Annotated in this window: 18 protein-coding genes; 1 reads left to right on the top strand and 17 read right to left on the bottom strand. The window is 71.5% G+C overall.

Going from position 1 to position 23,708, the window contains the following annotated elements; genetic code table 11:
• Positions 1-15: 15 nt before the first annotated feature.
• The 17 genes from CELGI_RS04115 to CELGI_RS04035 all read right to left on the bottom strand — a co-directional run bounded on the left by CELGI_RS04115 (position 16) and on the right by CELGI_RS04035 (position 21,586).
• The gene (locus CELGI_RS04115; protein WP_041574096.1) at positions 16-519 is read right to left on the bottom strand and encodes a hypothetical protein; all 504 of its coding nucleotides are present in this window, start codon (positions 517-519) and stop codon (positions 16-18) included.
• The gene (locus CELGI_RS04110; RefSeq protein ID WP_013882848.1) at positions 516-812 is read right to left on the bottom strand and encodes a hypothetical protein; all 297 of its coding nucleotides are present in this window, start codon (positions 810-812) and stop codon (positions 516-518) included. Before CELGI_RS04110 ends, CELGI_RS04115 begins: the two co-directional genes overlap by 4 nt.
• The gene (locus CELGI_RS17285; protein WP_013882847.1) at positions 809-2,023 is read right to left on the bottom strand and encodes a calpain family cysteine peptidase; all 1,215 of its coding nucleotides are present in this window, start codon (positions 2,021-2,023) and stop codon (positions 809-811) included. The genes CELGI_RS04110 and CELGI_RS17285 overlap by 4 nt, the downstream gene beginning before the upstream one ends.
• Positions 2,020-2,334 (bottom strand): hypothetical protein, encoded by a 315-nt coding sequence (locus CELGI_RS04100; RefSeq protein WP_013882846.1) that lies wholly within the window; start codon positions 2,332-2,334, stop codon positions 2,020-2,022. Before CELGI_RS04100 ends, CELGI_RS17285 begins: the two co-directional genes overlap by 4 nt.
• A 151-nt stretch (positions 2,335-2,485) precedes the next feature.
• Complete coding sequence (locus tag CELGI_RS04095; protein ID WP_041574095.1) at positions 2,486-3,322, bottom strand: hypothetical protein; 837 nt, start codon at positions 3,320-3,322, stop codon at positions 2,486-2,488.
• Between the two features lie 180 nt (positions 3,323-3,502).
• On the bottom strand, positions 3,503-4,696 hold the full coding sequence (gene tuf, locus CELGI_RS04090; protein WP_013882844.1) for an elongation factor Tu: 1,194 nt from the start codon (positions 4,694-4,696) through the stop codon (positions 3,503-3,505).
• Positions 4,697-4,818: 122 nt separating this feature from the next.
• Positions 4,819-6,921 carry an elongation factor G gene (fusA, locus tag CELGI_RS04085; protein ID WP_013882843.1) on the bottom strand — a complete coding sequence of 701 codons (2,103 nt, stop codon included), beginning with the start codon at positions 6,919-6,921 and terminating at the stop codon, positions 4,819-4,821.
• A 78-nt stretch (positions 6,922-6,999) separates the two neighbouring features.
• Complete coding sequence (rpsG, locus tag CELGI_RS04080; protein ID WP_013882842.1) at positions 7,000-7,470, bottom strand: 30S ribosomal protein S7; 471 nt, start codon at positions 7,468-7,470, stop codon at positions 7,000-7,002.
• A 4-nt stretch (positions 7,471-7,474) separates the two neighbouring features.
• A complete protein-coding gene (gene rpsL, locus CELGI_RS04075; protein ID WP_013882841.1) occupies positions 7,475-7,843 on the bottom strand; it encodes a 30S ribosomal protein S12 in 369 nt (122 codons plus the stop codon).
• 356 nt (positions 7,844-8,199) lie between these two features.
• Complete coding sequence (locus CELGI_RS04070) at positions 8,200-8,475, bottom strand: hypothetical protein (protein ID WP_041574094.1); 276 nt, start codon at positions 8,473-8,475, stop codon at positions 8,200-8,202.
• A 93-nt stretch (positions 8,476-8,568) separates the two neighbouring features.
• Positions 8,569-12,435 carry a DNA-directed RNA polymerase subunit beta' gene (locus tag CELGI_RS04065; protein ID WP_013882839.1) on the bottom strand — a complete coding sequence of 1,289 codons (3,867 nt, stop codon included), beginning with the start codon at positions 12,433-12,435 and terminating at the stop codon, positions 8,569-8,571.
• A gap of 119 nt (positions 12,436-12,554) precedes the next feature.
• On the bottom strand, positions 12,555-16,061 hold the full coding sequence (gene rpoB / locus CELGI_RS04060; protein ID WP_013882838.1) for a DNA-directed RNA polymerase subunit beta: 3,507 nt from the start codon (positions 16,059-16,061) through the stop codon (positions 12,555-12,557).
• Positions 16,062-16,535: 474 nt separating this feature from the next.
• Positions 16,536-16,928: a 50S ribosomal protein L7/L12 gene (gene rplL / locus CELGI_RS04055; RefSeq protein ID WP_013882837.1), complete on the bottom strand. Its 393-nt coding sequence runs from the start codon at positions 16,926-16,928 to the stop codon at positions 16,536-16,538.
• A 96-nt stretch (positions 16,929-17,024) separates the two neighbouring features.
• Complete coding sequence (gene rplJ / locus CELGI_RS04050) at positions 17,025-17,555, bottom strand: 50S ribosomal protein L10 (protein ID WP_013882836.1); 531 nt, start codon at positions 17,553-17,555, stop codon at positions 17,025-17,027.
• A 260-nt stretch (positions 17,556-17,815) separates the two neighbouring features.
• Complete coding sequence (locus CELGI_RS04045; protein WP_245528167.1) at positions 17,816-20,449, bottom strand: CHAT domain-containing protein; 2,634 nt, start codon at positions 20,447-20,449, stop codon at positions 17,816-17,818.
• Positions 20,450-20,456: 7 nt separating this feature from the next.
• Positions 20,457-20,960, bottom strand: a complete 504-nt coding sequence (locus CELGI_RS04040) for a hypothetical protein (RefSeq protein WP_013882834.1) — start codon at positions 20,958-20,960, stop codon at positions 20,457-20,459.
• The gene (locus CELGI_RS04035) at positions 20,957-21,586 is read right to left on the bottom strand and encodes an RNA polymerase sigma factor (RefSeq protein WP_245528165.1); all 630 of its coding nucleotides are present in this window, start codon (positions 21,584-21,586) and stop codon (positions 20,957-20,959) included. Before CELGI_RS04035 ends, CELGI_RS04040 begins: the two co-directional genes overlap by 4 nt.
• A gap of 285 nt (positions 21,587-21,871) precedes the next feature.
• Between CELGI_RS04035 and CELGI_RS16295 the strand changes: the two genes are divergently transcribed.
• Entirely contained in the window at positions 21,872-23,641 is a 1,770-nt protein-coding gene (locus tag CELGI_RS16295) for a serine protease family protein (RefSeq protein WP_013882832.1), read from the top strand.
• Positions 23,642-23,708: the final 67 nt, after the last annotated feature.

The following is a 23,708-nucleotide window of genomic DNA, read 5'->3' as shown; positions in this document are numbered from 1 at the left end:
CCCGGCGGCCAGCGGTCAGGGCGTGGCCGGCTCGTCCGGCGAGAACCAGAACGTCGCCCCGTAGCCGCCCGTGCCCGTCCCCTCGTCGCCGGCGGCGCGGCGCTCGACCGAGACGAGCATCGCTGTGCCGCCGCCCACCTCGAACTCGTCACCCACGCCGATCCAGCCCTCGTCGCCGCGCAACCGGCCCTCGGGGTCGCGGCCGACGTACACCGAGCAGCCGTCCGGCGAGACGCCGCCGAGCCCGACGAGCGCGGTGCCCAGGGTCGCCTGCGCGCCACCCGCCGCGCTCGAGGTCGCACCGCCCGGCGGAGGCGTCGCGGTTCGCGTGCAGGCCGCGTGCTGGTCGCGCTCCGGGTCCGGCGGAGGCCCTGCGGTGCCGCCCCCGTCGCCGGTCGGCTCCGAGTCACCCGACCCGCCCGACCCGCACGCCGCGAGCAGGGCGACGAGCGCCACCGCCCCCACGGCGGAGCGCCACCCCGTGGCGGCGCGGCACGCGCGGCCACCCGCAGCCGTCACGAGCCGACCTGCCGTGCGCCGCCCGCGGGCGACCGCCCCGGCTCGGGCTCGAACGAGAACAGGCCGCGGCCCGGTGCGGCCAGGTCGACGTCCCGCACGTGCAGCGCACCCCAGCCGGGCACCGTGAGCGAGCGGCCCACCGCGAGCCACGCCGGTCGCCCCGCACCCGGATGCCCCACACCGACGTGCACGCGCAGCTCGCCGTCCGCGACATCCACACCGCCCACCGCGACGAGCGCACCGTCGATGCGGCGCTGTGTCGCCACCTGCACCGTGAAGTCCTGCGCACTCATGCGGGCACCTCCGAGACCGAGACACGCCCGAAGATGCGCGCGAAGTCCTGCGCGGTGAGCCGGAAGGCCTCGCCGTCGTCGTACGGGTTCCCGACCCCCCACGGGTTGCGGACCCAGACCGACCCGTCGGCCTCGATCCGCTCGACCATGTAGGCGTGCGCACCCGAGACCGTCACGTCGACGTCCACCACCTGCCCGTTACGGCGTACCTGGGCCTGGACCTCGGTCGGGTCGGGCCGACCGCCCGTGTCGGCCGTGACCGAGGCGCCGTCCTGGAGCCGGTCCCGGATGTCGTCCTGCGACCGCGCCCAGCCGTTCCTGCCGCTGTCCGTCGTCGAGTATGCGTCCGCGTCGCGGCCGGTGATCGTCTCCATCGCGTGCTCCGGCAGGCCACCGTTGTCGAGATCGGTGTAGCCGAGGTGGAGCCCGAGCGCCGCCTCGTAGATCGAGACGATCCCCACGCCGTTACCACCCGGACCGTGCTCGACGCCCTCGTCGTACACGGCGTCGACGAGCACCTCGACCGGCTTGCCGTCGTCGTACAGCGTCACGACGTAGCCGCGCCGCGCCGGGTCCCACCGCACGTGCTCACGCAGGAAGTCGTCGCCCGCATCGGTGCGCAGCAGACCCATGAGCGTCGAGAGCACGTAGCACGAGCCGATCGCGTGCTGCTGCACGTCCTCCGGGTCGAACGAACCGCGCGTCAGCACGTCGTCCGGCACCGCACGGTCGCGGTGCACCACGTCGGCCAGCGCGTCCGCTGCCGGCACGCCGGCCCCCATGGCCGCCCGGATGCGGTCGGCCGCGACCCGCGCCGCGACCTGTGCGGCCGCGCCCGCCGCGAGCAGTGCGCCGCGCGCCACCGCGTGCTCCGCGTACGCGAGGAGGTCGAACCGGTCGGCCTCGTAGCGCCGGCGCGCCCTCGCGGCATCCGCCGCCGCGTCCCGTGCGGCATCCTGCGCCTTGTCGAGCACGTCCGCGTAGTCCAGCAGCGCGGCTGCGACGTCCGCGGCGGCCGAGCCGAGCCCGTCCGCACCCGCGAGAGTCGTGGTCAGACGACGCTCGACGGCGTCGGCCGCGTCGCCCTCCCAGCTGAGCGCGGTGCGCTGCGCGCCGACGATGCTCCCGACCTCCGTCATCGCGGTGGTCGTCTCGAGCACCGTCGCCGCCACGGTGCGGACTGCGGTCGGATCGCCCGGCAGCGCGTTCACAGCGGACCGTCCATGAGCTCGAGGATCGTCGCGAGCAGCAGACGCGCGCGCTCGTCGGACGCGCGGTACGCCGCGGCCGTCGCCCGCAGCGCGTCGGACCCGGTCTCGAGCGCATCGACGACGTCCTCGGCGAGTGCCGCCCCGACGTCGGAGGCCGCCTGCATGGCGTCGACCACCGACGCGAAGCCGTACGCGCCGTCATGCCCCGCCCACGTCCGTGGTCGTGCCGTCCGCGCGACCGCGGCCGCACGCTCCAGCTGCACCGCCGCTGCGTCGAGCGTGCTCGGCTCGACCCGTACCGCTGCCCCCACGCTGGCGCCCCCGTCATCCGCTCCGCGCCCGTCCGCACGGGCTCGGGTTCAGGCACAACCGCCGCGAACCGGGCGAAACCTAGCACGGCCGCGCACCGCGTGTGACGCTGCGCGCACACCCCGCGGCGCGCCGCGTGCTCGCCCGTGCGCGTCAGCCGCGGGTGATCGTCAGCTCGCCCAGGCCCGCCGTCAGGAGGATCTCGTAGTGCGCCGCATCGGCCGAGAACCCCTCGGTCGTCAGCTCCTCACCGGCGCCGACCGACTGCTGCGCCTCGCCGTCGATGGTCACCGTCCCGGCGCCCGCAACCACCTTGACCAGCACGGGCACGTCTGCGGGCACCTGGACCGTCATGCCACCGACGCCGGCCTGCTGGTCGATCACCACCGTGCCCTCCGGTGCGGGCAGCGCGAGCTCGACCAGCCGGGCGCCGGCCGTGACCGTCAGCCCTGCGAGCGACGTCGCGCCGAGGTCGGCCGTCAGCAGGTCGGTGTCCGCGCCCAGGTCGAGCGTCCACGTCACGTCCGGCGCGAGACGCACCGTCGACGCGCCGCCGCCGGCCAGCGTCGCGACCGCGGGTTCGCCCGCCACCAGCTCGGCCGCGGCGTCCGCACCGGTCGCGTCGAGCGAGGCGAGGTCGCTCGAGGCCGCATCGGCCGCGACGGTGATCGACGCGGCACCGCCCTCGAGGCGCAGCTGCGCGTCCTGCGCGGTCCCCCGGGCGATCGAGGCCGTGGCGGTCGCGTCGGCCGGGTCGTCCCCACCGTTGCGGACGATCGCGTAGATCGCCCCGACGGCCACGACCACCAGCGCGACCACGATCACGATCGCCAGCACGGGGCCACGGCCCCTGCCCGTGGCATCGGCCCCGGGCTGCGCGACCACCGCGTCGGAGGCCGGTGCGGCAGGCCGTTCGACGGGCTCGACGGCGGTCGCGGCGGCGCGACGCCCGGACGGCGCGGACGTGGGCTCGGGGAGGTCAGCGGACATGCGCAGGACGGTAGCCGTCCCCCGTCCCGCGGGGCCAGGCATCGGACACTCCGGACGTCCGTGCGAATCGTTTTGGCCAGCACGGGCGCGCCCGGCGCACACACGGCGCCGGACATGCGGAAGGGCCCGGGAGCGCATGGCTCCCGGGCCCTTCAGACGATCAGCCCCGAGGGGCGGTGATCACTTGATGATCTTGGTGACGCGGCCCGAGCCGACGGTGCGGCCACCCTCACGGATGGCGAAGCCGAGGCCCTCCTCCATCGCGATGGGCTGGATCAGCGTGACGGAGATCTCGGTGTTGTCGCCAGGCATGACCATCTCGGTGCCCTCGGGCAGCGTGATGACGCCGGTGACGTCGGTCGTCCGGAAGTAGAACTGCGGACGGTAGTTCGTGTAGAAGGGGTTGTGACGCCCACCCTCGTCCTTGGCCAGGATGTACGCCTGGCCCTCGAACTCGGTGTGCGGCGTGATCGAACCCGGCTTCACGACGACCTGGCCGCGCTCGACCTCCTCGCGCTTCGTGCCACGCAGCAGCAGGCCGACGTTCTCGCCCGCCTCGGCGTAGTCGAGCAGCTTGCGGAACATCTCGACGCCGGTGACCGTGGTCTTGAGCGCCTTCTCCTTGATACCGACGATCTCGACCTCCTCGTTCACCTTGAGGCGGCCACGCTCGACACGACCGGTGACGACCGTGCCACGGCCGGTGATCGTGAAGACGTCCTCGATCGGCATGAGGAACGGCTTGTCGATGTCGCGGACCGGGTCCGGGACGTTCTCGTCGACCGCGTCCAGCAGGTCCTCGACGGACTTGACCCAGACCGGGTCGCCCTCGAGCGCCTTCAGGCCGGAGACGCGCACGACCGGCACGTCGTCGCCCGCGAAGCCCTGCGCGGAGAGGAGCTCGCGCACCTCGACCTCGACGAGCTCGAGGATCTCCTCGTCGTCGACCACGTCGGACTTGTTCAGCGCGACCAGCAGGTAGGGCACGCCGACCTGGCGCGCGAGCAGGACGTGCTCACGCGTCTGGGCCATCGGGCCGTCCGTCGCCGCGACCACGAGGATGGCGCCGTCCATCTGCGCCGCACCCGTGATCATGTTCTTGATGTAGTCGGCGTGACCGGGAGCGTCGACGTGCGCGTAGTGGCGCTTCTCCGTCTGGTACTCCACGTGCGCGATGTTGATGGTGATACCGCGCTGCTTCTCCTCAGGCGCCTTGTCGATCTCGTCGAACGGCGTGAAGGGGTTCAGGTCCGGGTACTTGTCGTGCAGCACCTTCGAGATCGCGGCGGTCAGCGTCGTCTTGCCGTGGTCGACGTGACCGATGGTCCCGATGTTGACGTGCGGCTTCGTCCGCTCGAACTTCGCCTTGCCCACTGGGTGTCCTCCTCAGGACTTGGTAGAGACTGCCCGACTGCAGCTACCGGAAGGTACCTGCTGCGCGTGCCGTCCCACGGGTCGGTTTATGTGATGGAACTACAGGGTTCGACCTGTGGGACTTACTCGCCCCGGGTCTTCTTGATGATCTCCTCGGCAACGTTACGAGGAACCTCGGCGTAGCTGTCGAACTGCATCGAGTACACCGCGCGACCCTGGGTCTTCGACCGCAGGTCGCCCACGTACCCGAACATCTCCGAGAGAGGCACCTGGGCGCGGATGACCTTCACGCCCGTCGCGTCCTCCATCGACTGGATCATGCCGCGGCGCGAGTTCAGGTCGCCGATGACATCACCCATGTAGTCCTCGGGGGTGCGGACCTCGACGGCCATGATCGGCTCGAGCAGAGCCGGGTCGGCCTTGCGGACCGCTTCCTTGAGGATCATCGAGCCGGCGATCTTGAACGCCATCTCGGAGGAGTCGACGTCGTGCGACGCACCGTCGAGCAGGATCGCCTTGACGCCCACGAGCGGGAAGCCCGCGAGCACGCCCAGCTGCATCGCGCTCTGGATGCCCGCGTCGACCGACGGGATGTACTCGCGCGGGACGCGGCCACCGGTGACCTGGTTCTCGAACGAGTAGAGCTCGCCCTCGGCCGGGTCCAGCGGCTCGAAGGTCATCTGGACCTTCGCGTACTGGCCCGAGCCACCGGTCTGCTTCTTGTGCGTGTAGTCGATCTTCTCGACCGCACGACGGATCGTCTCGCGGTAGGCCACCTGCGGCTTGCCGACGTTGGCCTCGACCTTGAACTCGCGACGCATGCGGTCCACGAGGATGTCGAGGTGGAGCTCGCCCATGCCGCCGATGACGGTCTGGCCGGTCTCCTCGTCGAGCTTGACCCGGAACGTCGGGTCCTCCTCGGCGAGCTTCTGGATCGCGAGCGACAGCTTCTCCTGGTCGCCCTTGGTCTTCGGCTCGATCGCCACGTCGATGACGGGCTCCGGGAAGGTCATCGACTCGAGGACCACGGGCGCGCTCGGGTCGCACAGGGTGTCACCCGTGGTGACGTCCTTGAGGCCGATGAACGCGTAGATGTGGCCGGCGGACGCCGCCTGGACCGGGTTCTCCTTGTTGGAGTGCATCTGGAAGAGCTTCCCGATGCGCTCCTTCTTGCCCTTGGTCGAGTTGAGCACCTGGGCGCCCTGCTCGACGTGGCCGGAGTAGACGCGGACGTAGGTCAGCTTGCCGAAGAACGGGTGCGCGGCGACCTTGAACGCGAGGGCCGAGAACGGCTCGGTCGCGTCGGGGTGACGCTCGACGACGATCTCGGCGTCCTTGACGTCGTGACCGGCCACGGCCGGGACGTCCAGGGGCGTCGGGAGGTAGTCGATCACGGCGTCGAGCATGGGCTGCACGCCCTTGTTCTTGAACGCCGAGCCGCACAGCACGGGGTACGCCTGCGACGCGACCGTGAGCTTGCGGATGCCGCTCTTGATCTCGGCGACCGTGAGCTCCTCGCCACCGAGGAACTTCTCGAGCAGCGCGTCGTCGGTCTCGGCGACGGCCTCGAGGAGCTCGGCGCGGTACTGCTCCGCCTTCTCCACCAGGTCGGCCGGGATCTCCTCGACCTCGTACTTCTCGCCCAGCGCGGTCTCACCGCGCCAGACGAGCGCACGCTGCTCGACCAGGTCGACGACGCCGATGAAGTCGTTCTCGGAGCCGATCGGGAGCTGGATGACGAGCGGCTTGGCCTTCAGGCGGTCGACGATCGTCTTGACCGTGAAGTAGAAGTCCGCACCGAGCTTGTCCATCTTGTTGACGAAGCAGATGCGCGGGACGTCGTACTTGTCCGCCTGGCGCCACACCGTCTCGGACTGGGGCTCGACACCCTCCTTGCCGTCGAACACGGCGACGGCGCCGTCGAGGACGCGCAGCGAGCGCTCGACCTCGACGGTGAAGTCCACGTGGCCGGGCGTGTCGATGATGTTGATCTGGTTGTTCTTCCAGTAGCAGGTCGTCGCGGCGGACGTGATCGTGATGCCGCGCTCCTGCTCCTGCTCCATCCAGTCCATCGTCGACGCACCGTCGTGCGTCTCACCGATCTTGTAGTTGACCCCGGTGTAGAACAGGATCCGCTCGGTGGTCGTCGTCTTGCCGGCATCGATGTGCGCCATGATGCCGATGTTGCGGACCTTCGTGAGGTCCGTCAGCACGTCAAGTGCCACGTTGGTCTGCCCCTTGTCGGTTGGCTCGGTGGGGTGCGGCCGGCCCGCACGGTGACGTGCCGGCCGCACCGGCTGGAATCACCAGCGGTAGTGCGCGAAGGCCCGGTTGGACTCGGCCATCTTGTGCATGTCCTCACGGCGCTTCACAGCGGCACCCAGGCCGTTGGAGGCGTCGAGGATCTCGTTCATCAGGCGCTCGGTCATGGTCTTCTCACGACGAGCACGCGAGTAGTCGGTCAGCCAGCGCAGGGCCAGCGTCGTGGCGCGCACGGGGCGGACCTCGACCGGGACCTGGTAGGTGGCACCACCGACACGGCGCGAACGGACCTCGAGCGAGGGACGCACGTTGTCGAGCGCACGCTTGAGCACGACGACCGGGTCGGACTGGGTCTTCTCACGGACGCCCTCGAGCGCGCCGTAGACGATCGACTCCGCGACGGTCTTCTTGCCGTCGAGGAGGATCTTGTTGATGAGCTGCGTGACGACGGGCGACCCGTAGACCGGGTCGACGATCAGCGGCCGCTTCGGGGCGGGACCCTTACGAGGCATCGGTTCAGCCCTTCTTCGCGCCGTAGCGGCTACGCGCCTGCTTGCGGTTCTTGACGCCCTGCGTGTCGAGCGCGCCGCGCACGATCTTGTAGCGGACACCCGGGAGGTCCTTCACACGACCGCCGCGCACGAGCACGATCGAGTGCTCCTGCAGGTTGTGGCCGACACCGGGGATGTACGCCGTGACCTCGACACCCGACGACAGGCGCACACGGGCGACCTTGCGCAGGGCGGAGTTCGGCTTCTTGGGGGTCGTGGTGTACACGCGGGTGCACACGCCACGACGCTGCGGGCTGCCCTTGAGGGCAGGCGTCTTCGACTTGTTCGTCTTCGCCTGCCGGCCCTTGCGGACCAGCTGCTGGATCGTAGGCACTACGTCTCCGTCTGGTAGATGAGCTCTGGTCGACCGGGCCCGTCACCCAGGACGGCCGGCACGTGCGCGATTCGCCGCCCGTCGCGCGGCTATCGCCTGGTCTTTCCTCCCGCACCGACCCCCGCGCTCGGGCGTGTCGCCCCGGTCTCCTCCGGCGCCGGACCCGGCAGGAGCCGGGGGCGGTACCGCAGGTGGCGGGGGACGCTCCGTGCGTTCGTCGTGACCCGCCCCGAGGGAGAGGTCCGTGCGAGTGCACGCGCGAGGGCCCGACGGCGCGGGCACGGTGTCCTACGTTACCTTCCCCGCCCGGACACCGTCAAAGGACCAGCACTGTGACGCTGCACGTGCTCGCGCGGTCATGAGTGGAAGGCGGCCTGGGCCGGCCAGCGGCCCTCACGTCGGTGCCGCCGGAGCACGGCGAGCAGCGCCCACTGCGCGGTGACCGGGCGCTCGTGCGTGCCCTCGACGTACCACGCGTCCGGATCTGCGACCGGGACGACGAGCACGCCCTCGTCGGCCTCGGGGGTCGCCCCGAACGCGTAGCGCACCTCGGTGACCGACTCGGTGACCGACTCGGTGACCGACTCGGTGAGCATCCGCGCGAACGCCGTGCCCGCCACGGTCACGGCCACCCGGCGTGGAGACCGGCGGTCACGGCCAGGGAACGCCCGAGGGGGCCCGCCGCGGTGCGGCGGACCCCCTCGGGTCGGGTCAGGAGCACGACGTCAGCGGAAGTCGCCGAAGTCGATGTCCTCGAGCGGGATCGCGTCGCCCGAGCCGAGGCCCAGGGCGGGGAAGTCGATCTCGTCGTAGCCGAACGTCGGGTACAGCTCGGCCTTGGCCTCCTCGGTCGGCTCCACCGCGATGTTGCGGTAGCGGGGCAGGCCCGTGCCGGCGGGGATGAGCTTGCCGAGGATGACGTTCTCCTTGAGGCCCAGCAGCGGGTCGGACCGACCCGACATCGCCGCCTCCGTGAGGACGCGGGTGGTCTCCTGGAAGGAGGCCGCCGACAGCCACGAGTCCGTCGCGAGCGAGGCCTTGGTGATGCCCATGAGCTCCGGACGGCCCGACGCGGGCTGGCCGCCCTCGGCGACCGCCTGCCGGTTCGCGTCCTCGAACCGGCCACGCTCGGCGAGCTCGCCGGGCAGCAGGTCGGTCGAGCCGGAGTCGAGCACCGTCACGCGCCGCAGCATCTGCCGCACGATGACCTCGATGTGCTTGTCGTGGATGTCCACGCCCTGCGAGCGGTAGACCTCCTGGACCTCGTCCACCAGGTGCTCGTGCGTCTTGCGCGGGCCCAGGATGCGCAGGACCTTCTTCGGGTCCACGGCACCCTGCACCAGCTGCGTGCCGACGGCGACCTGGTCGCCGTCGTTCACCAGCAGACGCGAGCGCTTCGTGATCGGGTAGGCGATCTCCTCGGAGCCGTCGTCGGGCGTGAGCACGATGCGGCGCGAGCGGTCACCCTCCTCGATCGCGATCCGGCCCGAGAACTCCGCGATGGGCGCCTCACCCTTGGGGGTGCGGGCCTCGAAGAGCTCCTGGACACGCGGCAGACCCTGCGTGATGTCGTCGGCCGAGGCCACACCACCGGTGTGGAAGGTACGCATCGTCAGCTGCGTACCCGGCTCACCGATCGACTGGGCCGCGATGATGCCCACGGCCTCGCCGATGTCGACGAGCTTGCCCGTGGCCAGCGAACGGCCGTAGCACTTCGCGCACGTGCCGACGCGCGACTCGCACGTGAGCACCGAGCGCACCTTGAGCGTGTCGACGCCCGACTCGAGCAGACGGTCCAGCAGCACGTCGCCGACGTCGTCACCCGCGTGGCCGATGACCTCGCCGTCCACCTCGATGTCGGTGGCAAGCGTGCGCGAGTACACGCTCGTCTCCACCTTGTCGTGGCGGCGCAGGCCGTCGGTCCCCGCCACACCGATCGGCATGGTCAGGCCGCGCTCGGTCCCGCAGTCCTCCTCGCGGACGATGACGTCCTGCGAGACGTCCACCAGACGACGCGTGAGGTAGCCCGAGTCGGCGGTCCGCAGAGCGGTGTCCGCCAGACCCTTGCGGGCACCGTGCGTGGCGATGAAGTACTCGAGGACGGACAGGCCCTCGCGGTAGTTGGACTTGATCGGGCGCGGGATGATCTCGCCCTTCGGGTTCGCCACGAGGCCGCGCATGCCGGCGATCTGGCGGACCTGCATCCAGTTGCCTCGCGCACCCGAGCCGACCATCCGGAACACCGTGTTGCGGGCAGGGAAGTTCTCCTGCATCGCCTTGGCGACCTTGTCGGTGGCCTGGGTCCAGATCTCGATGAGCTCCTGGCGACGCTCGTCGTCGGTGATGAGGCCCTTCTCGTACTGACCCTGCACCTTGGCGGCACGCGCCTCGTGCTCCTCGAGGATCGCGGCCTTCGCCGACGGGGTCGCGACGTCCGAGATGGCGATGGTGACGCCCGAACGCGTGGCCCAGCGGAAGCCGGCCTCCTTGAGCGCGTCGAGGGACGCCGCGACGGCGACCTTCGGGTAGCGCTCGGCGAGGTCGTTGACGATCACCGAGAGACGCTTCTTGTCGACGACGCCGTTCTCGTACGGGTAGTCGACCGGGAGCAGCTCGTTGAACAGCGCACGGCCCAGCGTGGTCTCGAACAGCAGCGTCTGGCCGGGCTCCCAGCCCTCGGGCGCCACGTCCTCGTCGAGGACCAGGTCGTCGAAGCGGATCTTGACGACCGCGTTGAGGTCCAGGGTGCCCTGGTCGAACGCCATGATCGCCTCGGACACCGAGCTGAACGCCCGGCCCGCGCCCTCGGCGTCGTCCTTGTCCGACGTCAGGTGGAACAGGCCGATGATCATGTCCTGCGAGGGCATGGTCACCGGACGGCCGTCCGACGGCTTGAGGATGTTGTTGCTCGAGAGCATGAGGATGCGGGCCTCGGCCTGCGCCTCGGCGCTCAGGGGCAGGTGCACGGCCATCTGGTCACCGTCGAAGTCCGCGTTGAACGCGGCGCAGACGAGCGGGTGCAGGTGGATGGCCTTGCCCTCGACCAGCTGCGGCTCGAACGCCTGGATGCCCAGACGGTGCAGCGTGGGCGCACGGTTCAGCAGCACCGGGTGCTCGGTGATGACCTCCTCGAGCACGTCCCACACCACGGGGCGGGCGCGCTCGACCATGCGCTTGGCCGACTTGATGTTCTGGGCGTGGTTGAGGTCCACGAGCCGCTTCATGACGAACGGCTTGAACAGCTCGAGCGCCATCTGCTTGGGCAGGCCGCACTGGTGCAGCTTGAGCTGCGGGCCGACGACGATGACCGAACGGCCCGAGTAGTCGACGCGCTTGCCGAGCAGGTTCTGGCGGAACCGGCCCTGCTTGCCCTTGAGCATGTCGGAGATCGACTTCAGCGGACGGTTGCCGGGGCCCGTGACCGGGCGACCGCGACGGCCGTTGTCGAACAGCGAGTCCACGGCCTCCTGGAGCATCCGCTTCTCGTTGTTGACGATGATCTCCGGCGCGCCCAGGTCGAGGAGCCGCTTGAGGCGGTTGTTCCGGTTGATGACGCGGCGGTACAGGTCGTTCAGGTCCGACGTGGCGAAGCGGCCACCGTCCAGCTGGACCATCGGGCGCAGGTCCGGCGGGATGACCGGGACCGCGTCGAGCACCATGCCCGTGGGCGAGTTGCTCGTCGTGAGGAACGCGTTGACGACCTTGAGACGCTTGAGGGCACGCGTCTTGCGCTGGCCCTTGCCCGTCTTGATGATCTCGCGCAGGTTGTCGGACTCCGCCTCCAGGTCGAACGCCTCGAGACGCTTCTGGATCGCCGCGGCGCCCATCGAGCCCTCGAAGTAGTTGCCGTAGCGGTCCTGCAGCTGGCGGTAGAGCATCTCGTCGCCCTCGAGGTCCGCGACCTTGAGGTTCTTGAACCGGTCCCAGACCTGCTCGAGGCGCTCGATCTCGGCGTCCGCACGCTTGCGGATCTGCGCCATCTCACGCTCGGCCGAGTCGCGGACCTTGCGGCGCGCATCGGCCTTGGCACCCTCGGCCTCGAGCTCGGCCAGGTCGGCCTCGAGCTTGGCGGCCCGGTTGTTGATGTCGTTGTCGCGGCGGTCCGCGATCTCCTTGCGCTCCAGGTCGATCTCGTTCTGGAGGTTCGGCAGGTCCTCGTGGCGACCGTCCTCGTCGACCCACGTGATCATGTAGGCCGCGAAGTAGATGACCTTCTCGAGGTCCTTGGGCGCCAGGTCGAGCAGGTAGCCCAGACGCGACGGCACACCCTTGAAGAACCAGATGTGCGTGACGGGGGCGGCCAGCTCGATGTGGCCCATGCGCTCACGGCGCACCTTGGAGCGCGTCACCTCGACGCCGCAGCGCTCGCAGATGATGCCCTTGAAGCGCACGCGCTTGTACTTGCCGCAGTTGCACTCCCAGTCCCGGGTGGGGCCGAAGATCTTCTCGCAGAACAGGCCATCCTTCTCCGGCTTCAGGGTCCGGTAGTTGATGGTCTCGGGCTTCTTGACCTCGCCGTGCGACCAGGCACGGATGTCGTCGGCCGTGGCCAGGCCGATGCGCAGCTCGTCGAAGACGTTGACGTCGAGCAAGGGGGGTCCTACTTCCTTCGCTTGCCGGGCCCGGTCAGGGCCGGCGGACGGAATGGTGCAAGGGAGGGTGCGGGTGGCTCGTCGCGCTCGCGCCGGCGGGCGCGACGAGCCGCTCGACGTCAGATCTCTTCGACGCTGCTCGCGTTCGGGCGGCGCGACAGGTCGATGCCGAGCTCCTCCGCTGCGCGGTAGACCTCGTCGTCGTTCTCCTTCATGTCGATCGAGACGCCGTCGGACGACAGCACCTCGACGTTCAGGCAGAGCGACTGCATCTCCTTGAGCAGAACCTTGAACGACTCCGGGATGCCCGAGTCGGGGATGTTCTCGCCCTTGACGATCGCCTCGTAGACCTTGACGCGACCAGGCACGTCGTCGGACTTGATGGTGAGGAGCTCCTGCAGCGTGTAGGCGGCGCCATAGGCCTCGAGGGCCCACACCTCCATCTCGCCGAACCGCTGACCACCGAACTGCGCCTTACCACCCAGCGGCTGCTGCGTGATCATCGAGTACGGGCCGGTCGAGCGCGCGTGGATCTTGTCGTCGACCAGGTGGTGCAGCTTGAGGATGTACATGTAGCCGACCGAGACCGGGTCCGGGAACGGCTCGCCGGAGCGGCCGTCGAACAGCCGCGCCTTGCCGTCGGGGCCCACGGTGCGCACGCCGTCACGGTTCGGCAGCGTGGTGCCGAGCAGACCCGCGAGGGTCTCCTCCGGCACGCCGTCGAACACGGGCGTCGCGACCGGGTTGCCGGCGGGCGACGAGGCTGCGACGTCCGGGACGCCGTCGCGCCAGGACACGTCACCCTCGGCGAGCTGGATGTCCCAGCCCTGCTTGGCGACCCAGCCCAGGTGCGTCTCGAGGACCTGGCCGACGTTCATGCGGCCGGGCACGCCGAGCGGGTTGAGGACGACGTCGACCGCGGTGCCGTCGGCGAGGAACGGCATGTCCTCGACCGGCAGGATCTTGGAGATGACGCCCTTGTTGCCGTGGCGGCCGGCGAGCTTGTCGCCGTCCGTGATCTTGCGCCGCTGCGCGATGTAGACGCGCACCAGCTCGTTGACGCCCGCGGGCAGCTCGTCGCCGTCGTCGCGGCTGAACGTGCGCACCTCGATGACCGTGCCGGACTCGCCGTGCGGGACCTTGAGCGACGTGTCGCGCACCTCGCGCGCCTTCTCGCCGAAGATCGCCCGGAGCAGACGCTCCTCCGGGGTCAGCTCGGTCTCGCCCTTGGGCGTGACCTTGCCGACGAGCACGTCACCGGCGCCGACCTCGGCACCGATGCGGATGATGCCGCGCTCGTCGAGGTCCGCGAGGACCTCCTCGGAGACGTTCGGGATGTCCCGCGTGATCTCCTCGGGGCCGAGCTTGGTGTCACGCGCGTCGACCTCGTGCTCCTCGATGTGGATCGAGGACAGCACGTCGTCCTGCACGAGGCGCTGCGACAGGATGATCGCGTCCTCGTAGTTGTGACCCTCCCAGGACATGAACGCCACGAGCAGGTTGCGGCCGAGCGCGAGCTCGCCCTCGTCCGTCGCGGGGCCGTCCGCGAGCACCGAGCCGACCTCGACGCGTGCGCCGTGGTCGACCAGCACGCGCTGGTTGTAGCTCGTGCCCTGGTTGGAGCGGCGGAACTTCGCCACGCGGTACGTGGTCGTCGTCGCGTCGTCGTTGGCGACCGTGATCAGGTCGGCCGAGACCTCGGTGACCACACCCGGCTTCGTCGCGACGATCACGTCACCCGCGTCGATCGCGGCACGGCGCTCCATGCCGGTGCCGACCAGCGGCGCCTCGGACCGCACCAGCGGCACGGCCTGACGCTGCATGTTGGCGCCCATGAGCGCGCGGTTGGCGTCGTCGTGCTCGAGGAACGGGATGAGCGCGGTCGCCACCGACACCATCTGGCGCGGCGAGACGTCCATGTAGTCGACCGTCTCACCGGTCACGTAGTCGATCTCGCCACCCTTGGTGCGGACCAGGACGCGGCTCTCCTCGAACTCGCCGTTCGCCTTGAGCGGCGCGTTGGCCTGCGCGATGACGTGGCGGTCCTCGTCGTCGGCCGTGAGGTAGTGCACCTCGTCGGTGACCTTGCCCTTGACGACCTTCCGGTACGGCGTCTCGACGAAGCCGAACGGGTTGATGCGGCCGAAGGACGCGAGCGAGCCGATCAGACCGATGTTGGGACCCTCGGGGGTCTCGATCGGGCACATGCGGCCGTAGTGCGACGGGTGGACGTCACGGACCTCCATGCCGGCGCGGTCACGGGACAGACCACCCGGGCCCAGCGCGGACAGGCGACGCTTGTGCGTCAGGCCCGCGAGCGGGTTGTTCTGGTCCATGAACTGCGACAGCTGCGACGTGCCGAAGAACTCCTTGATCGACGCCACCACGGGGCGGATGTTGATCAGGGTCTGCGGCGTGATCGCCTCGACGTCCTGCGTCGTCATGCGCTCACGCACGACGCGCTCCATGCGCGACAGGCCCGTGCGGACCTGGTTCTGGATGAGCTCGCCGACCGCGCGGATGCGGCGGTTGCCGAAGTGGTCGATGTCGTCCGTCTCGACGCGGACCTCGATCGCCTCACCGTTGCGCGTGCCGGGCAGCGCGGCCTGGTCGATGTGCAGCGCCGCGAGGTACTTGATGGTCGCGACGACGTCCGACAGCGACAGCACCGAGTCCGTCAGCGGCGCGTCCTGGCCGAGCTTCTTGTTCACCTTGTAGCGGCCGACCTTCGCCAGGTCGTAGCGCTTGGAGTTGAAGTAGAAGTTCTCGATCAGCGCGCGGCCGGCCTCGACCGTCGGCGGCTCGCCCGGGCGGATCTTGCGGTACAGGTCCAGCAGCGCCTCGTCCTGCGTCTGGACGTGGTCCTTCTCGAGCGTGTCGATGACCGCCGGGTACGCGGCGAACTCCTCGCGGATCTCGCCCTCGGTCATGCCGAGCGCCTTGAGCAGCACCGTCGCGTTCTGCTTGCGCTTGCGGTCGACGCGGACGCCGACGTTGTCGCGCTTGTCGATCTCGAACTCGAGCCACGCGCCACGGCTCGGGATGACCTTGGCCGTGAGCACGTCCTTGTCGGACGTCTTGTCGGCCGTGCGCTCGAAGTAGACGCCCGGCGAACGGACCAGCTGCGAGACGACGACGCGCTCGGTGCCGTTGATGATGAACGTGCCACGCTCGGTCATGAGCGGGAAGTCGCCCATGAAGACCGTCTGGCTCTTGATCTCACCGGTGGTGTAGTTGACGAACTCCGCGGTGACGAACAGCGGCGCGGCGAACGTGAAGTCCTTCTCCTTGCACTCCTCGGCCGTGTACTTCGGCGGCTCGAAGCGGTGCTCGCGGAACGACAGCGACATGGTGCCGCCGAAGTCCTCGATCGGCGAGATCTCCTCGAAGATCTCCTCCAGACCGGCGGTCTGCGGGACGTCGTTGCGCCCCGCCTCGAGCGCGGCGGCCACGCGGGCCTGCCAGCGCTCGTTGCCCAGCAGCCAGTCCATGCTCTCGGTCTGCAGACCGAGCAGGTCGGGCACCTCGAGGGGCTCGTAGATCTTGGCGAAGGAGATGCGGCGCGATGCGGTGCGGTTCGCAATCGCGTCAGCGGTCGGTGCAGAAGGGGTGCGCGAGGCAGCCAAGAGGGGTCCTTCCCTGCGGTCGAGAGCAGCGCTGCGCCGCCTGGCAAGGCGCGATCCCCCGCCACGAGGCCGGCAGGCACGACGCGCACGTACGTCGGGCTCCGACTCGGGATATATGAGATCGCGGGCACAGGCCAGCGCAAAGCGCTAGCATACTCGGCCCTCTGACGGAAGTCCACCCTCCCGGGCCGCGGCTGGGCACAGCGGAGTGTGCCGTGCGACACCACGTCGTGCGCACCGACCAGGAGGTCCGTCCTCGTCAGGCCCCTCGGCCCGACGGGCGACATCGTCGTCGCCGCGGTCATGGTGGCACACCGACGGCGCCACCGGTAGTCGTGCGGGCACGGGCGCCGTGCACACGCTGCGCCCCGGCCCGCCGCCCGAGCACGGCACAGGCCCGCCACCCCGGTGAGGGTGACGGGCCCGTGCGTCGAGCCGTCCTCCGCACGCGGACGAGCCGCGGCGGAGGTCAGATCACTTGAGGGTGACGGTCGCGCCGGCGCCCTCGAGCTGCGCCTTGGCCTTCTCGGCGGTCTCCTTGTTGACGCCCTCCAGGACGGCCTTGGGCGCCTCGTCGACGAGGTCCTTGGCCTCCTTGAGGCCGAGCGACGTGAGCGCGCGCACCTCCTTGATGACCTGGATCTTCTTGTCGCCGGCGGCCTCGAGCACGACGTCGAAGGAGTCCTTCTCCTCCTCGGCCGGCGCGTCGCCACCCGCGCCACCCGCGGCGGGGGCGGCGGCGACCGCGACGGGCGCGGCAGCGGTGACCTCGAAGACCTCCTCGAAGGCCTTCACGAACTCGGACAGCTCGATCAGGGTCAGACCCTTGAACTGCTCGATGAGCTCCTCGGTGGTGAGCTTCGCCATGAGAGGCGTTCCTTTCTTCGGTGCTCCACGACGCGACGTGCGACGGAAGCGGGATGTGGGGGTGTGCGCGGTGCGCTGCTCAGGCCGGGGCCCGGGTCAGGCGGCCGCACCTTCCGACTCCTGCTTCTGACGCAGGGCATCGATGACGCGAGCGGCCTGAGCGGTGTTCGCGGTGAAGACGTAGGCAGCCTGGTAGAGCTTGGCCTTCATCGCACCGGCCGCCTTGGCCAGGAGGACCTCACGGGACTCGAGGTCCGCGAGCTTGTTGATCTCCGCGGCGGTCAGGGGCCGGCCGTCGAGGACGCCCCCCTTGATGACCAGTGCGGGGTTCGCCTTGGCGAAGTCACGCAGACCCTTCGCGGCCTCGACCGGGTCGCCGGTGACGAAGGCGATCGCCGACGGGCCCGCAAGCGCGTCGTCGAGGCCCGTCAGGCCGGCTTCCTTGGCCGCGATCGCGGTCAGCGTGTTCTTCACCACGGCGTAGGTTGCGTTGCCGCCGAGCGCGCGACGCAGCGTCGTGAGCTGCTTCACGGTGAGCCCGCGGTACTCGGTCAGCACGGCCGCGTTCGACTCGCGGAACTTGTCCGTGAGCTCCGCGACGGCGGCTGCCTTGTCCGGCCTCGCCATGGCATTCCTTCCGATGGTGGTGCCGGTCCCCATCCCCCGAAACGACGAGAGCCCCGCGCAGGCGCGGGGCTCGACATGCGGCACGGGCGAACCGTGCCGACCTGCTGAACTCTCACCTGCGCTGGCCCCCGCGTGATGCGGGACTTCGGTAGGTCCGACGAGCGGACCGACGACCGGCGGTCTTGGGCGCGTCAACAGTACGGGACGGGACGCGTGCGACCAAATCGGCGCTCAGCCGCCCGCGGGAGGCCGCACGTGGCTCAGACCGGCGCCCCCAGGCACAGCAGCGGCACGTGCACGCCCGCACGCTCCTGCTCCGCCGCGCACGCCGCCGCGACGGCCGCCGCGACGGGCGCACCCGCACGCAGGCGCGCGTGCACGTCCGTCATCACGAGCATCGCCGTCTCGTCCGGCAGGGGCGCGATCGCCGCCACCACGCACGCCACACCCGTGCGCAGCAGCACGCTCGCGAGGCCCAGCGCCTCACCGCCCGCGCGGATGGTGGACCGGCCCACCTCGCACGACGACAGGACGACGAGGTCCGGCACGTCTCCCCCGGCGTCCAGCTCGTGCGCGAACAGCGGCCCGTCCGCCAGGCGGAGCGAGGAGAACAGCGGGTTGTCGGGCTCGTGCCGGCCGTGCGCCGCCAGGTGCACGATCCCGGGGGCCGCGAGCGCGTCGGACACCGCCGCGACGCTCGCGTCCTGCCCGACCAGGGCCCGCGCCCCGGGCCACAGGCTCGCCACGCGCGTGGCCTCGTCGTCCGCGTGCCGCAGCCCCGGGCCCGCCGCCGTCGTGACGGGCGCGCTCGGCAGGCCCGCGCCCGCGTAGCGCATCCAGTGGTAGACCGAGGGCGCGACGAGCGTCGGCAACGCGGTGCGCGACGGCAGCATCGCCCACGGCAGCACGCCGAGCCACCCTCCCGCGACGACCGTGAGCTCGTCCGGCACGCGGACGACGCGCGCCAGCACCGCGTCGAGCCCGTCGAGCGCGACCGACAGCGAACGCTGCGCCACCGCGCGCAGCTCGGCGGGCACCAGAGGGTTGGCGAGGACCTCGAGGTCCGCGTGCGCACGCCGCACCAGCTCCGCGGCCGGTGCGGCGTCGCCCAGCTGGTGCAGCTGCGCGCCGTCCGCGTCCATCTGCACCGCGAGCAGCTCGCCGTGGTGCTCGATGACGTCCAGCAGCACCGCACCCGCGCGCCGCTCCAGGACCACGCGCGCCTCGTGCGCACGGCCCTCCCGGTCGTCGCCCGCCTGCCCGGGCTCGTGCCAGGACCGCGCCAGGATCTCGAGCTTGAGCCGCTGCGCATCCGCGATGAGCCGCACCCGCTCCGGGTCCGCCTGCGGCCGGCCCGTGACCGGCCTGCTGCCTTCCACCAGGCGGCGCAGGTCCGTGAGCAGCTCCGCCGTGCGCGGGTCGCCCGGCGGGTTGACCCGCGGCGCACCGCCCATCACCGCGCGCACGCGCTCGACGGACTCGAGCACCGCCTCGGGGTCACCCGTGCCGAGCGCGAGGCGCATGTCCACGTCCGCGAGCGCGCGACCGTGCACCGCGCCCGCGGTGCGCAGGTCGAGCGAGCCGAACCGGCTGCGGTGCAGCACCAGGTCCCGCTGACCCGCCCGGACGTGGTGCGCGGCGCGGTCCTGCTGCCCTGCGGCCACCGCCAGGAGCGCCCGGATGCGCCGGCCGTGCAGGCGCAGCGTGAGCGGCTCGTCGGGATGGACGGGGCCCAGGCCGTCGAGCACGCGCCGCGCATCCGGTCCCTTGCCGCGTGCGAGGTCGGCCTCGATGCGCAGGTAGGAGGCCGAGCGCTGCCACGTGGGGCGGCCCGTCGCCCGGCACAGCTCCTCGACCTCGGCCGCGCGGCGCGCGACGCCCGACCACCCTGCGCTGCGCGCCCGGCCCTCGGGCAGCTGTGCGAACACTGCCGCGTCGGCCTGCAGCGCGAGCAGCGCGGACCGCACCACCCACGCGTCGTCGCCCCGCCGCTGGAACCGGCGCCGGGCGCTCCCGGCCCACTCGCGCGCCGCCACCGGGTCACCCCGCAGGAGCGCGCACTCGGCCCGGCCGAGCTCGCACTCCGCCACCTCGCGGGGCAGCCGCTCGGCTGCGAACAGCGCCGCCGCACGCGCCAGCGTCTCGTCCGCGACGCCGACCAGACCGGCCTCGAGCAGCACCTCGCTCCGGTCCCGCAGCGCGGTCGGCCGCTCGGGACCCGGCAGGCTGCGGGCCGCACCCTCCATGCTCGCGAGCGCCTCCGGCAGCCGTCCGGCACGGAAGTGCACGTAGCCCAGGTTGTGCTCCGCCTTGAACACGAGCAGGTCGAACCCCGCCGCACGTGCGCGCCGCGCGCACTCCTCGTAGTCCGCGCGCGCGGCGACGACGTCCCGGCGCTCGCTGTGCAGCGTGCCGCGGTTGAGCAGCGCACGGCACCCGTCCACGGCATCCGCGACGTCGATCTGCGCGACCGCGGCGTCGAGCGCGGCCAGCGCGTCCTCCTGGCGGCCCGCCCGCAGCGCCAGCAGCCCGCGCACGCCCGCGACCGCCGGCACGACACCGGGCCACGACGCCGCTGCCCCGGCCGCCACGAGCGCGTCCAGCCGCGCGAGCGCGGCCTGCGGCCCGCCCCGCACCTCGAACTCGCACTTCGCGAGCTCCATGAGCGCACGCGCCCTTACCCGCACCACGAACCCGTCGTCGAGCGAGCCGTCGTCGATCCGGTCGAGCTCGGCGAGCGCCGCGACCAGCCGTCGCCGCGCCTGGCCCGGATGACCCTCGGCGTTGTCCGTCTCCGCGCGCGCGACCTCGACCGCGATCCGGTCGAGCACCGGCGGGCGACCTGCGCCGCCCGCCGGTGCGCCGGCCGCGGACGCGCCGCGAGCAGAGTCCACGGCGCGACTAGAGCTCGATCTGCGGCGTCACGACGGGCATGCTCGGCTCCTCCGGCCGGCGCAGCACGAGGCGCGCGGGGCCGCGCCCGATCTCGACGAACGCGAAGCGCCCGTCGGAGTCGGAGCGGGTCGTCGTGACGCTGCCCGTCTGGTGCAGCTCGACCGCGAGCTCACCAGCCGGGGCCGCCCACCCGTCGATGCGGACGCGGTCGTTCTCGTGGTGGACCGAGATCATGACCGTCAGCACGTCGGTCGTGAACGTGATCGTCCCCGCCTCGATGCTGGTCTCGTCGGCCCGGACCGCGAGCGCGGGCTCGCCGACGAGCCGCAGCTCCGCGAGCTCGGCGTGCAGCGCCTCGATCGTGAGCGCCATGCCGATGCGGTCCACGAGCCCGTCCGGCACGGGGTCGGCGGCGTTCACGAGCTCGGCCAGGCGACCGAGCATCTCCACGTCGAGCTCGTCGACCGGGGCGGCCGCGACCAGGGACAGCGTGGCGTCGTCGGGAGTCATGACAGGCTCCAGGTGGGATCGGAGGACAACGAGACCCGCAGCTTCGCCAGGCACCGGCCACGGGTCGGCCCGATGCTCCCGACCGGCATGCCCAGCGCCTGCGACACCACGGTGTAGTCCGGCCGGTCCACGAGCGCGACCAGGCCCAGCAGCCGGCGGCACCGCTCGGGGAGCGAGCGCACGTGCTCCCACAGGACGCGGTCCCGCTCGTCGCGCACCGCCTGCTGCTCGGGCAGCTGGTCGGCCGGCGCGGCGAGCCACAGCGTCGCCGCCTCGTCGCCGTCCGTGCGCGCCTGCTCGTCCCGCGCACGCCGCACCGCACGCCACGCGGCGCGCTTCGCGGTCACGAGCGTCCACTGCAGCGTCGCGCGCGGATCACGGATCGTCTCGATCTCCCGGACGAGGGACAGCCAGACGCTCTGCACCACGTCCTGCGCGGTCTCCACGTCCGCACCCTGGGCGCGCACGGTGTGCCAGAGCAGGGGGGTCATCACCTGCACCAGGGCGGCCATGGGTGCGCTGTCGCCCTCGCGGTACGCGATCACGGCCCGGGCCGCCTGGTCGGCGAGCCCCTCCCCCTGGCCTCGGAGCGCGGTGTCCACCGGCTCCACCAGGTCGTCACTCATCATCTGGCCCCTCACTCGCCTGGCCTCGTCGGGCGGCCGCCTCGTCACACTAGGACGGCCTGGACAAACACGACAAGGTGGTCATGCGATCCCCCGGTCGTGCACGTGCGCAAGGAACGACCTCGACGGTGCCAGATACGCCGCGGTCCCCGTGCGCATCACAAATCACCCGTCGGGGTGAATGTGCGCCGGCCTGCGGCGCGACGTATCAGCACGGCCACCGGCCGCTCCTGACGAGCGGTCCAGCCCCGGACGACGGTTCCCACGCACGAGGAGCACCCACCGATGAGCGATCAGCACCCGACCGGCGCCGACGAGCGCGAGCGCATCCGCCCGACGAAGCGCGGGGTCGAGGACCTCCTGCTGGCGCGGGCCGGCGTGATCGGCGTCGACATCGCCGAGAAGTGGTCGGGCGGCTCGCCCACCGGGCACCAGGCGATCGTCGTGCACGTCGCGCACAAACGGGCCACCGACGAGCTCGCCGACGACGAGCGCATCCCCCCGACGATCGACGGCGTCCTCACCGACGTCGTCGAACGCCGCGTCTCCCCGCTCGCGACGGACCGCTCCGAGGCGCCCGACCTGCACACGTCGCGCGTGCGGCCGCTGGCGGGCGGCATCAGCATCGGCCCGGCGGACGCCGTGACCGTACCCGTGGACGGCGCGGCGTCGCTGCGCAGCGTCAACGGCACGCTCGGCGTCGTCGTGCGCGAGCGGCACACCGGCCGTGCGTTCGCGCTCACGAACTGGCACGTCGCCGCCGGCGACGGCCTCGAGGACCCCGGCAGCAGCTGGATCCAGCCCGCGATCGCCGACGACGGCACGCCCCGCGACCGGTTCGGCGCGCTCGTGCGCGGTGCCCTGACCGACCGGGTGGACGCCGCCGTCGTAGCGCTCGCACCCGGAGCGGCATGGGTGCCCGGGATCGTCGGCATCGGCCCCGTGAGCGGCGCCGCCGAGGCCCGCGAGGGCGCGCGGGTGCGCAAGTCCGGGCGCACGACCGGCGTCACGGTCGGGACCGTGGTGTCCACCGACTACACGACGTCCGTCGACTTCGGGCCCGGCGTCGGGTGGCGCACGTTGCGCGACCAGATCCGGGTCGAGCCCGCGGACGGCGTCGAGCGGTTCTCCGCGGGCGGCGACTCGGGCTCCGTCCTGGTCGACGAGGACGGCGCCGTGGTCGGCCTGCTGTGGGCCGGCGAGGACGACGGCAGCTTCTCCGTGGCGAGCCCCATCGGCGCCGTGCTCGGCATGCTCGGCGTCGCGGTGGCCACCGAGCGGCCCCGACCGGGTGCGCCGACCACCACCCCCTGGGGGTGGGCGGGTGGCCGCAGCGGTACCGCGCCGACCAGGCCTGCGGGCCGCGCTGCTGACCGGGACGCGCAGGGGGCGCCCCGGTCAGCAGCAGCCGGCAGGACCTCGGCGCAGCCGTTCACCGAGCCCTTCACCGAACCGTTCACCGAGCCCTTCACGGAGCCGTTCACGGAGCCGTTCACCGAGGCGCTCGGCGCGAACCCGTTCACCGAACCCTTCACCGAGCCGTTCACGGAGCCGTTCACCGAACCCTTCACGGAGCCGTTCACCGAACCGTTCACGGAGCCGTTCACCGAAGCACTCGGCGCGAACCCGTTCACCGAACCCTTCACCGAGCCGTTCACGGAGCCGTTCACCGAACCGTTCACGGAGCCGTTCACCGAAGCACTCGGCGCGAACCCGTTCACCGAACCCTTCACCGAACCGTTCACGGAGCCCTTCACCGGAGCGTCCGGCGGGGCGTTCAGCGGGGCGTCCGGCGGGGCGTTCAGCGGGCATGCGGGCTCGGCGAGCGCAGCGGGGAGCCGCGCGCTCCGGGGCGCGTACGTCGCGGGCGTGCGCGCAGGCATGGGCATGAGCACACGATCCACCGCGGTGGCCGCAGCACGGGCTGCCTACGCGGCGGCGTACCAGGCGGCCTACCGAGCGGCGTACCTCGCGGCGAGCAGGGACGTCCGGCGTCGCGCCGCGGCGGCGTGGCAGGCCGCGCAGCGACGCGGACGCGGCACCGGCCGCGTCTGACGGACCGCACGACGAAGGCCCGGTCCCCCTCGCGGGGCCGGGCCTTCGTTCGACGCGGGCTCAGGAC

Source organism: Cellulomonas gilvus ATCC 13127, assembly GCF_000218545.1.
In the GTDB taxonomy this organism is placed as follows: Bacteria; Actinomycetota; Actinomycetes; order Actinomycetales; family Cellulomonadaceae; genus Cellulomonas; species Cellulomonas gilvus.
The sequence above is the reverse complement of the archived record's forward strand: the minus strand, read 5'-3'. Positions and strand labels throughout refer to the sequence as shown.